Origin of the sequence: Streptomyces sp. NPDC059142, from assembly GCF_042755665.1 — a bacterium.
Taxonomy (GTDB): domain Bacteria; phylum Actinomycetota; class Actinomycetes; order Streptomycetales; family Streptomycetaceae; genus Streptomyces.
Window position 1 is genome coordinate 19,035 of record NZ_JBHZDA010000085.1, and the last position, 10,588, is coordinate 29,622.

A 10,588-nucleotide genomic window follows, 5' to 3' on the forward strand; every position below is an offset into this window, starting at 1 on the left:
GCGCGGAAGTGATCCGCGCGGGGCGCCTCTTCGTACGGTGGGGGGCTGGACGAGCTGTTCCGGGGTCCCGCCTGCGGGGCCACCTCGGAACAACGCGTCTAGACGTCCGCGTACGAGTGCTTTCCGGAGACGAAGATGTTGACGCCGTAGTAGTTGAAGAGCCAGCAGCCGAAGGCGATCAGCGCCAGATAGGCGGCCTTGCGCCCCTTCCAGCCGGCCGTGGCGCGCGCGTGCAGGTAGGCGGCGAAGGCGACCCAGGTGATGAAGGACCAGACCTCCTTGGGGTCCCAGCCCCAGTAGCGGCCCCACGCGTCGCCCGCCCAGATCGCGCCCGCGATGATGGTGAAGGTCCAGAGCGGGAAGACGGCGGCGTTCACGCGGTACGCGAACTTGTCGAGCGTCGCCGAGGCGGGCAGCCGCTCCATCACGGAGGTGGCGAAGGCGCCCGGCGTGAGCCCGGCGGCCAGCTTCGACTCGTACCGCTCCCGGAAGAGGTAGAGCAGCGTGGCGACCCCGCCGACGTAGAAGACCGCGCCGCAGAAGATCGCGGTGGAGACGTGGATCCACAGCCAGTACGAGTGGAGGGCCGGTACGAGCTGGTCGCTCGCGGTGTAAAGGACCGTGACCGCGAGGCCGAGGTCGAGCAGGACCGTGGTGATCAGCGGCAGGCCGAGCCAGCGGACGTTCTTCTTCAGCAGGAGGAAGCCGAGGTACACCCCGACGGCCACCGTGGAGAAGGTGATGTTGAACTCGTACATGTTGCCCCACGGCGCCCGCTGCACGGACAGCGCGCGGGTGACCACCCCCGCCGCCTCGACCACCCAGGCGAGGACGGTGAGGGAGACGGCGATCCGGCCGTACAGGTCGCCCTGCGCATCGCCGCCCGCCGCGCCGGGACCGTCCGGGATGTCGCGGACCCCGGAGGCGGAGCGGGTGATGATCTTCGGCCGCTCCAGGACGGCGGTCGCGCCGCCCTGCTGCTTGACCTCCACCGGTACGGAGGTGGCCGCGGTGCCCTTGGCGTCGCCGGTCAGCGCGGCGGCCGTACGGGCGACCTTGCTGCGGCTGCCGAACAGCCACTCGGCGATATGGGCGAAGAAGGCGAGCAGGTAGACGGCCATGGCCGAATAGATCAGGACGTTACTGGTCTGCGCCAGGCTTTCGTTGGTTGCTGCGGCGGCGAGAGTCACTTCTCAGCCCCTTCGACTTCGGCAGTCTCACGTGCGGGTGCAGGCGCGCTGGGCGCCTCTGAATGGAGGGTGCCGGCCAGTTCGGCCAGTTCCTCGGGGAGCTTGGCGGACTCGCTGCGGCCGAGGCCCGCCATCTCGACCACGGTGACGCCGTCGGCGCCCCGTACGGCCCGGACCCAGACCCGGCGCCGCTGGATGAAGAGCGATCCGGCCAGTCCTGCGATGGCCGCGATCGCCCCGGTGAGCGCCCAGCCGTCGCCGGGCTGGTGCGAGATCTGGAACGTCGCCCACTCCTTGACGTCCTTCTCGAAGGTGATCGATCCGGCGCCGTCCGGCAGGGTGAGCTTCTCACCGGGCAGCAGGGTCTTCTTCAACAGCTCGCCCTTGGCGTCCTTGAACGCCTTCATCTTGCGGGTGTCGAGCTGGTACACGTTCTGCGGCACTCCGGCGTCCACGCCGAGACTGCCGTGGTACGCGCCCACGTTGAGCACGGGGAAGTCGAGCGCGGGGAACCGCGAGAACATCTTGGTCGCGCCGCCCTCGCCGCCGCCGTACGTCGGCACGAAGAACGCGGCGAAACCGAGCTGGTCCTTCTTGCCGTTCTTGTCCCGGTAGCCGTCCATCACCTTGATGGCGCCCGTGGACGAGGCGTTGCTGTCGATGGGCAGCAGCGGGACGGCGCCGTTGAAGACGACCTCGCCGCGGCCGTCCCTGACGGTGACGACGGGCGCGTACCCGTGCCCGATCAGATAGACCTTCGAGCCGTCGACCACCAGCGGCTCGTTGACCTTGATGACCGACTTGCGCTCCTCGCCGTCGGCGCCGTCGGTGTAGTGGACGTTCGCCTCGTACGTACGGGGCGTGCCGAGCTGTGGTCCGCTGCGCTCGTACGTACCGATGAACTTGTCGAGCCGGAAGCTGAACGGCGCCAGGTCGTTCGTGTCGAAGAGCGAGCCGGACCTGAAGTCGTCGTACTGGGTGAGGGTGTTGGCGAAGCCGTCGCCCTCGACGACCAGCTTGCCGCCCTCGGACTTGTAGAGCTGCCCCGCGGCGAAGGCGAGGAGCATCACGATGAGCGCGATGTGGAAGGCCAGGTTGCCCGCCTCGCGGAGGTACCCCTTCTCGGCGGCGACGGCGTCACCGGCGCCCTCGGCGCGGAAGCGGCGCTTCTTCAGGATGGCGAGCGCGGCGGTGCGGACGGCCTCGGGCTCGGCGGTGGTGCGCCAGGTCGTGTACGCGGGCAGCCGGTCGAGCCGCCGGGGCGCGCCCGGCGGGCGGCCCCGCAACTGGCCGACGAACTGCCAGGTGCGCGGGACGATGCAGCCGATCAGCGAGATGAACAGCAGGATGTAGATCGCGGAGAACCACACCGAGCTGTAGACGTGGAAGAGCTGGAGCTTGTCGAAGACCGGCGCGAGCGTCTCGTGGCGGTCCTTGAAGTCCTGGACCTTCAGCTCGTCGACGCTGTCCTGCGGGATCAGGGAGCCGGGGATGGCGCCGAGGGAGAGCAGGAAGAGCAGGATCAGCGCGACGCGCATGGAGGTGAGCTGGCGCCAGAACCAGCGCGCCCAGCCGATGATCCCGAGGGTGGGCCCCCCGACGAGGGTGTCGTAGCGCTCCTCGCGGGGGGCGGTGGAGAGCTGGGAGCCGGCGGCGCCGAGTTCACGGGCGTCGGCCTCGCTCCCGGTGCCGCTGTCGGTGCTGCTGTCGGTGCCGGTCTCGCTGTCGGCGCCGGTGGCGGTGTCACTGTCGGCGCCGGCACCGCTGTCGGTGCCGCTGTGGGTGCTGCTGTCGGTGCTGCTGTCGGTCTCGGTGTCGCTCATGGATTTCCCGCTCGTGGACGCCTTGCTCATGGAACTAGATCCCCACCGTGAAGCCGTTGGACCAGGTCTGCGTCGCCTGCACGATGCTGTCCCACGCGCCGGTCAGCAGCAGCAGACCGGTCGCGATCATCATGATGCCGCCGATCCGCATCACCCAGGTGTAGTGGCGCTTGATCCAGGAGAAGGCGCCGAGCGCCTTGCGGAAGGCCACCGCGCCGAGGATGAACGGCACTCCGAGACCCAGGCAGTACGCGACGGTCAGTATGGCCCCGCGACCGGCGCTCGCCTGTTCGAACGCCAGCGCGTTGACGGAGGAGAACGTCGGACCGAGGCAGGGCGTCCAGCCGATCCCGAAGAGCGCACCCAGCAGGGGGGCGCTCGCGAGGCCGGTCATCGGACGCCGGTGGAAGCGGAATTCGCGCTGGGTGAGCCAGGGCATCAGCCCCATGAAGAACGCGCCCATGACGATCATGAGCACACCGAGCACCTTGGAGAGGGTGTCCCGGTACTCCTGGAGCGTGCTGCCGAAGTAGCCGAAGAGCGCCCCGCCCGAGACGAAGACGGCGGTGAAGCCGAGGACGAAGAGGGAGGCTCCGGCCAGCATCCGGCCGCGCCGGGCGTCCGCCAGGTCGGTGCCGCTGACGCCGGTGACGTACGAGAGGTAACCGGGTACGAGCGGCAGGACGCACGGGGAGAAGAAGGAGACCAGCCCGGCCAGCAGCGCGATCGGCAGGGCGATCAGCAGCGCCCCGCTGAAGACGGTCTCGTTCCTGCCGGTCGCCTCGGCGAGGAACTGGGCCTGGGCGAGGGTGTCGGCCTGGGGAAACTGCACGGGATCACTTCTCCGCGATCAGCGGGTCGATCATCTTCCGCAGTTTCTCCTCGTTGAGCGCCATCAGTGAGCGCGCCGCGATCTTCCCTTCCCGGTCGAGCACGATGGTGGAGGGGATGGACTGCGGATTCAGGCTGCCCTTGGGGAAGCCGCTGACGATGAGCTTGCCCGTCGGGTCGTACAGGCTCGGGTACTCGACGCCGTAGTCCTTCTCGAAGGCGAGGGCGGGGCCCTTGTTGGGGTCCCGGGTGTTGAGTCCGACGAACTCCACGCCCTTCGACGCGGTCTCCTTGGCGACCTTCGCGAAGTGCGGGGCCTCGGCGCGGCAGGGCGGGCACCACGACCCCCAGACGTTCAGCACGACGACCTTGCCCTTGAGGTCGGCCACGTCGAGCTGCTCGCCTTCGAGGGTCTCCCCCGCGATCTTCTTGATCGGCTGACGCTCGCCCGCGGCGACGGTGGAGACGCCGCCGGTGTTGGTCACGAAGTTGGTGTCACCGCCGCCGCCGGACTGGCCGCCGCTGCCGCAGGCCGTGAGCGTCATCGCCGACGCAGCGGCGACGAGAGGCAGGACGGTGCGGAGCCGGCGGTCAGAACGGCGTCGTGGGGCGCGGCCTGAGTTCATGTGAAAAGTTTCGCATGGGCGATTCGAGGATCTTGGGCACCCCCCTTCATGCCCGTAAAGCCCGAAGTAAAGTTTTCGGCCGACGCCAAGACCGGGATCAAGGCCGGGATCGAGTCCAGGACTGAGGCCGGTTTCAAGACCGGGACCGAGACCGGTTTCGAGACCGGGATCGAGGCAGGGATCAAGACCGGGGCCAAAGCAGGGATCGGGGCCGGGTTCAAGACCGGGGTCGAGGCACGGGCCGGGCCCCGGCCGGATCCGAGGCGAGACCCGAGGCCGGGGCGTTTCCGACGGTTCCCTCCGGCCCCTCAGCCGCGGGCGGACGTGCCGGCGGAGGCCCCGGGTGCCTTCAGGAACGTGTTCCAGCCGCCGGCCGGCTGCTGTCCGACGCCGAGGGAACGGAGCTGGTCGAGCACCGCCGGGTCCTGGACGTCGAGCCAGTCGGTGAACTGGCGGAACGACACCAGCCGTACGTCCTTCTTGCCCGCCATGCCCTTCAGGGCCTCTTCCACGGCGTCCATGTAGATGCCGCCGTTCCACTGCTCGAAATGGTTCCCGATGAAGAACGGCGCACGGTTCGTCTCGTACGCGCGATTGAATCCGGCGAGATATGCCTCGGCCGCCTGCTTGCGCCATTCCGGATAGCGGGAGGTCATTCCGTTGGTCGAGTTCTTCGACTGGTTGGCGAGCATGTTGTAGTCCATGGAGAGGACTTCGAAGGAATGCCCGGGGAAAGGAACCGCCTGGAGCGGGAAGTTCCAGATCCCCCCGAGCTTGTCCGGCCAGACCTGGGTGCCGCCGGGCGAGCTGGCGTCGTACCGCCAGCCCAGCTTCCGGGCCGTGGGCAGCAGGTTCTCCTGGCCGAGCAGACACGGCGTACGGCCGCCGATCAGCTCCTTGTGGTAGTCGAAGGGCAGCGGGTCGAGATCGGTCCAGCCGGTGTTCGTACGCCACTGCGTGACGAAGGAGACGGCCTGGTCGATCTCGTTGCGCCACTGCTCCGGGGTCCAGTTGCCGACGGTGCCGGTGCCGCCGCAGAAATGCCCGTTGAAGTGGGTGCCGATCTCATGGCCGTCCAGCCACGCCTGCCGGACGTTCTTGAGGGTGTCCTTTATGTGGGGGTCCGTGAGATACCCGATGTCGGAGGCGCCAACCGGATTGTTCGGCGGGCGGTAGAGCGTCTTCTTCGACTCGGGCAGCAGATAGAGCCCCGAGAGGAAGAAGGTCATCGCCGCGCCGTGGTCCTTGGCGAGTTCCAGGAAGCGCGGGAAGAGGCCGTTGCCGACCTCGCCCGCCCCGTCCCAGGAGAAGATCACGAACTGCGGCGGGGTCTGACCGGGCTCCAGCGGCACCGGCGCGCTCGGCTGGTGGGGCTGCTTCCCGGTGTCGGAGGTGGAACCGTCCCCGATGAGCCTGACGTCCTCGGGCGTGGGACGCCCGCTCGCGTCCCCGCCACCGGCCTTGCCCGCGCCGCTCCCCTGCGACGCGTGACCGGCGGAACAGGCCGCGACACCCATCGCGGCGGCGGCCCCCATCCCGGCTCCGAGCAGACTCCTCCGACTCATGTGGCGCATTACAGATCCCATCCGCGCTCGTTCGTCCGTATGTACGCCGCTCATAAAGTCCTACAAGCGGCAACTCATAGGAGCTGCTACCGAACGCGAAGGTTCCTAAACTTGTCACACTTTTTCATGCGTAACAGTGACTGTGACAATCACGTCCTCAGCCACCGAGGACGGCCCGGCCCCGGCCCCGGCCAGGAACCGGACCGGACCTGACCTGACCTGACCCTGACCTGACCAGGAACCGGACCTGCCCAGGGAGCTGACCCGGCGGCGAACCGGATCCGGACAGGAGCCGGACCGATCCCAGGGCCGATCCGGCGAAAGGCCGGCCGACGAGCACGGGGCCTGCGCCACCGACGCGCCTCAGGCCCCGAACGCCTTGGCCCCGCCCTTCACCGGCTTGGCACCCGCGAGCAGATGCGGCGGTACGAGATCGCGGGCCGGCTCGGAGTAGCCGACCGAGACGATCTTGTCGCCCTGATAGGTGAAGCTCGTCAGGGAGGCGAGGGTGCACTGCCGGCGCCGCGGGTCGTGCCAGAGCCTGCGCCGCTCGACGAAGCTGCGCACGATCCAGATGGGGAGCTGATGGCTGACGCAGACGGCCTCGTGGCCCCGGGCCGCGTCCCGCGCCGCCGTCAGCGCGCCCACCATCCGGACGACCTGGTCGACGTACGGCTCGCCCCAGGACGGCTGGAAGGGGTTGGTGAGGTACTTCCAGTTGGCGGGGCGCCGCAGCGCGCCGTCACCGACACCGAAGGTCTTGCCCTCGAAGACGTTCGCGGCCTCGATCAGCCGGCCGTCGGTGTCGAGGGTCAGCCCGTGCGTCTTGGCGATCGGCGCGGCGGTCTCCTGCGCCCGCTCCAGCGGGGAGGCGACGACATGGGTGATGTCGCGCTCGGCGAGGTGCTCGGCGACCCGGTCGGCCATACGGCGCCCCAGCTCCGAGAGGTGGTAGCCGGGGCGTCTCCCGTACAGGACGCCGTCCGGGTTGTGCACCTCCCCGTGGCGCATCAGATGGACGACGGTGATCTCCTCACCGTTCGCTGCGCTGTTCCCTGCACTCTGACTCATGCGGCACTCTCCGGCCGGGTGTCGGGGTCCGTGGCTTCGGCGGCGGCGCGCGCGGCGGCGGGCAGCGCGGCGGCGATCCGCTCGACGGCCCGCTCGTCGTGGGCGGTGGAGACGAACCAGGACTCGAAGGACGACGGCGGCAGGTAGACGCCGTCGGCGAGCATCGAGTGGAAGAAGGGGGTGAAGCGGAACGACTGCTGCCGCTTGGCCCCCTCGTAGTCACGTACCTCGTCGGCCGTGAAGAAGACGGAGAACATGTTGCTCGCCGTCTGCACCCGGTGGGCGACGCCCTCCTTGTTCAGCGCGGCCGTCACGAGCCCCTGGATCTGCTCGGAGACCGCGTCGACCTTCTCGTACGCCGCGTCGTCGAGCAGCCGGAGCTGCGCGAGACCGGCGGCGGTGGCGACCGGGTTCCCGGAGAGCGTGCCGGCCTGGTAGACGGGCCCGGCGGGGGCGAGCCGCCCCATGACATCGGCGCGACCGCCGAACGCGGCGGCGGGGAAGCCACCGCCCATGACCTTGCCGAAGGTCATCAGGTCGGGCGCGACCCCGTCGACGCCGTACCAGCCGGCCTTGGACGTACGGAATCCGGTCATCACCTCGTCGGAGATGTACAGCGCGCCGTCGGCGGCGCAGATCTCCTTGAGCCCGGCGTTGAACCCGTCGCGCGGCGGTACGACGCCCATGTTGCCCGGGGACGCCTCGGTGATCACGCACGCGATCTCACCGGGGTACGCGGCGAAGGCCCGGCGCACGGCGTCGAGGTCGTTGTACGGCAGGACGATCGTGTCCCCGGCCTGCGCGCCGGTCACCCCGGGGGTGTCCGGCAGCCCGAACGTCGCGACCCCGGAGCCGGCGGCGGCGAGGAGCGCGTCGACATGCCCGTGGTAGCAGCCGGCGAACTTCACGACCTTCGCCCGCCCGGTGAACCCGCGGGCGAGCCGGATGGCCGACATGGTCGCCTCCGTACCGGAGGACACGAGCCGCACCTGCTCGACGGGCGCGATCCGGGCCACGATCTCCTCGGCGAGCGCGACCTCACCCTCACCGGGCGTACCGAAGGAGGTACCGCGCGCGACGGCGGCCTGCACGGCCGCGATCACTTCCGGGTGGGAATGTCCGAGGATCATCGGCCCCCAGGAACATACGAGGTCGACATATTCGCGACCGTCCGCATCGATGAGGTATGGACCGTTACCGGACACCATGAACCGGGGCGTACCCCCCACCGCGCGAAAGGCGCGGACAGGAGAGTTCACGCCTCCGGGCGTCACGAGGGCCGCACGGTCAAAGAGTGTCTGCGAAACTGGGGCGTCATAGGGGAAGCTCACGCAATCCATGGTGTCAGAGGCTCGGACGTATCTGCGGACAGGTGTTTCACGGGGCGTTCGTGGGGGAGGTCACTGTCACGATGATCGGGTTGCGCGGCCGGGGCTGCGAGTGGTCGGGTGGAGATATGCATCGCGGTGGCGGACTGGGCGAGGGTACAGACGACCTGGGTCCCGAGCCTGCCCGGCGAGGGAAACACCGACGCGGCGAGCGCCACGAGCGCGAGGCGCGCCGCGAGGAAGCTCCGGAAATCAGGAGTGGTGGCCGGGTGGGGGTGACCTACAAGTACTTCGGCGCGCCCGACGGAGCCACGGCGGCCCGCGTTCCCATCTCGATGCGCCCGGAGCAACTGGGCGGCGACGAGCTGGGCATGGGCGGCATGTTCACCAAGATCAAGCCCGAGACGATAGCGGCGATGGTCCTGACGGGCATTCAGGGCATGCCCCTGCACAAGGTCCCCCCGCTCGAACTGGTCGTCCTGCACCCGGACTACGCGGTCGTGAAACTCCCGATGACGGTGGTGGACCCCCTCCGGGGCATCGGCGAGGAATCGGTGGGCGCCGCGGCCTTCATCTGGTCGACGGTCCCGGACCGGGGCGGCCCGAAGGACGCGTACAACGTCTACCAACTGCTCCACGAATGGCAGGACTTCTCGATCCGCCTCCACGAGAACGGACACCAGCCGTACTGCCTGGTGTGGCCCTGAACCGGGATCACATGCAGATCGGGCGGGGCTTTCGGGCTCCGCCCTCGTCATGTACTGGTAGGGCCGTCAGGGGGCCGGGCCCTTGAGGGCACGCGCTGAGCCTGGCTCGGTCACGGTCGGACCAACTTCTTCGCTGTGGTGAGTTCGCAACCGGTCATGTCGGCCGCCATCGCCTCGGGATTTTCCCTGACCGGATCCCAGCCTCGCCGGTGATCAGCCCGCAGCCTCAACCTTCGACGCGAGGAGTTCGAGAGCACAGCTCCGCGCGATGCGCAGCGGCGCCTGATCGCCATCAGCAGGCCGAATCCGTCGGGTGGAACGGGGAGGCGACGCGCCTTCATCTCCCGTCCGGGGCAGTCCTGTTGTCGCCCGAGGGGGCCGTCCTGTCGGGAGGGGCTGTGGTGCGCCAGTTGTTCCGTGGGGGGCCATGCGCGGCGTGTCTCTGATTTCGTGAAAAACACACCAGGGCGTGCGGGTCGACATAGTCTGTGCGTCTGCCGGGCTGCCATTGGGGGGTGCCCGGCCTGAGATCAATGGGGGATTGCTCATGCGCTGCACCCGCACGCTCACCGCCGCCGCTCTGGCGGTCGTCGCCGGGGTGGTCCTGTTGCCGACGCAGGCGCAGGCCGCGGCCGGCTCCGTGCATCTGTACAAGATCTATTACGACTCGCCGGGTACGGACAACCGCTCCAACGCGTCCCTGAACGCCGAGTACGTGCAGATCAGGAACACGACGTCGAAGGCGGTCTCCCTGAAGGGCTGGACCCTCGTCGACGCGGCGAACCACAAGTACGTCTTCGGTACGTACAGCCTCGGCAAGGGGAAGACGGTGACCGTACGCACCGGCAAGGGGAAGGACACCGCCACCAACCGGTACCAGAACCGCGCGGCCTACGTGTGGAACAACGACAAGGACACCGCGACGCTGAAGAAGGCGAACGGCACCAAGGCGGACACCTGTTCGTACAATTCCACCAAGGTCGACTACAAGATGTGCTGATCCTTCCGGGGCTCGCCGCACTCCGTCCGTCCGTCGCGGCGGCCGGGTGGAGTGCGGCACCGGAGCGTCCGTGGCGGGGGTCGCGGGCCCGGAAAGGGCGTCGGAAATTGCTGTGTACAGGAAGGCGTCCCGCGTAAAGGGCGCTTCCGTACGGGACTTCGGCGGAGGGCGTGCCGGTCGGCGGGGCCTCGTGTCGTGGCTCGGGGGAAGATCACGCCGGGTGTCCCGGGGGACGGCGGGTGCCGGGGCGCGCGGGTGCCTTCAGATGGTCGCGGTAGGGGCGACGTTCCGGGCAGGTGGCCGCACCCGGCCACCGGCAGGGGGCTGATCACGGCTCTCATCAGGGGTTTTGCCGGAGGATCCGGGGCCTTACATGTCGGGGCGGGGGGGGGGTACCCGCGCCCCCCCCCCCCCCCCCGCCCCCCCCCCCCCCCCCCCCGCCCCCAC

The 10,588-nt window shown here is 69.2% G+C and carries 9 protein-coding genes; 2 read left to right on the plus strand and 7 right to left on the minus strand.

Annotated elements, in window-relative coordinates:
• Positions 1–98 precede the first annotated feature (98 nt).
• The 7 genes from ccsB to hemL all read right to left on the minus strand — a co-directional run bounded on the left by ccsB (position 99) and on the right by hemL (position 8,446).
• Positions 99–1,190 carry a c-type cytochrome biogenesis protein CcsB gene (gene ccsB, locus ACFXPK_RS25485; protein ID WP_385002068.1) on the minus strand — a complete coding sequence of 364 codons (1,092 nt, stop codon included), beginning with the start codon at positions 1,188–1,190 and terminating at the stop codon, positions 99–101.
• Positions 1,187–3,043: a cytochrome c biogenesis protein ResB gene (locus tag ACFXPK_RS25490; RefSeq protein WP_385078937.1), complete on the minus strand. Its 1,857-nt coding sequence runs from the start codon at positions 3,041–3,043 to the stop codon at positions 1,187–1,189. The genes ccsB and ACFXPK_RS25490 overlap by 4 nt, the downstream gene beginning before the upstream one ends.
• 4 nt (positions 3,044–3,047) lie before the next feature.
• The gene (locus ACFXPK_RS25495; RefSeq protein ID WP_385078940.1) at positions 3,048–3,845 is read right to left on the minus strand and encodes a cytochrome c biogenesis CcdA family protein; all 798 of its coding nucleotides are present in this window, start codon (positions 3,843–3,845) and stop codon (positions 3,048–3,050) included.
• A gap of 4 nt (positions 3,846–3,849) precedes the next feature.
• The gene (locus tag ACFXPK_RS25500; protein WP_385002077.1) at positions 3,850–4,470 is read right to left on the minus strand and encodes a TlpA family protein disulfide reductase; all 621 of its coding nucleotides are present in this window, start codon (positions 4,468–4,470) and stop codon (positions 3,850–3,852) included.
• A gap of 308 nt (positions 4,471–4,778) precedes the next feature.
• Positions 4,779–6,044, minus strand: a complete 1,266-nt coding sequence (locus tag ACFXPK_RS25505; RefSeq protein ID WP_385078942.1) for a hypothetical protein — start codon at positions 6,042–6,044, stop codon at positions 4,779–4,781.
• A 354-nt stretch (positions 6,045–6,398) separates the two neighbouring features.
• Positions 6,399–7,106, minus strand: a complete 708-nt coding sequence (locus ACFXPK_RS25510) for a histidine phosphatase family protein (RefSeq protein ID WP_385002083.1) — start codon at positions 7,104–7,106, stop codon at positions 6,399–6,401.
• Complete coding sequence (gene hemL, locus ACFXPK_RS25515) at positions 7,103–8,446, minus strand: glutamate-1-semialdehyde 2,1-aminomutase (protein WP_385002086.1); 1,344 nt, start codon at positions 8,444–8,446, stop codon at positions 7,103–7,105. Before hemL ends, ACFXPK_RS25510 begins: the two co-directional genes overlap by 4 nt.
• 116 nt (positions 8,447–8,562) lie before the next feature.
• Between hemL and ACFXPK_RS25520 the strand changes: the two genes are divergently transcribed.
• Positions 8,563–9,141: a hypothetical protein gene (locus tag ACFXPK_RS25520; RefSeq protein ID WP_385002089.1), complete on the plus strand. Its 579-nt coding sequence runs from the start codon at positions 8,563–8,565 to the stop codon at positions 9,139–9,141.
• Between the two features lie 547 nt (positions 9,142–9,688).
• On the plus strand, positions 9,689–10,141 hold the full coding sequence (locus ACFXPK_RS25525) for a lamin tail domain-containing protein (RefSeq protein WP_385078945.1): 453 nt from the start codon (positions 9,689–9,691) through the stop codon (positions 10,139–10,141).
• Positions 10,142–10,588 lie beyond the last annotated feature (447 nt).

What these genes read in the sequence shown, in the direction of transcription:
- ACFXPK_RS25490 (WP_385078937.1), bottom strand. Translation starts at nt 3,043, where the DNA reads ATGAGCAAGGCGTCCACGAGCGGGAAATCCATGAGCGACACCGAGACC.
- ACFXPK_RS25500 (WP_385002077.1), bottom strand. Translation starts at nt 4,470, where the DNA reads ATGAACTCAGGCCGCGCCCCACGACGCCGTTCTGACCGCCGGCTCCGC.
- ACFXPK_RS25505 (WP_385078942.1), bottom strand. Translation starts at nt 6,044, where the DNA reads ATGCGCCACATGAGTCGGAGGAGTCTGCTCGGAGCCGGGATGGGGGCC.
- ACFXPK_RS25510 (WP_385002083.1), bottom strand. Translation starts at nt 7,106, where the DNA reads ATGAGTCAGAGTGCAGGGAACAGCGCAGCGAACGGTGAGGAGATCACC.
- hemL (WP_385002086.1), bottom strand. Translation starts at nt 8,446, where the DNA reads ATGGATTGCGTGAGCTTCCCCTATGACGCCCCAGTTTCGCAGACACTC.
- ACFXPK_RS25520 (WP_385002089.1), top strand. Translation starts at nt 8,563, where the DNA reads ATGCATCGCGGTGGCGGACTGGGCGAGGGTACAGACGACCTGGGTCCC.
- ACFXPK_RS25525 (WP_385078945.1), top strand. Translation starts at nt 9,689, where the DNA reads ATGCGCTGCACCCGCACGCTCACCGCCGCCGCTCTGGCGGTCGTCGCC.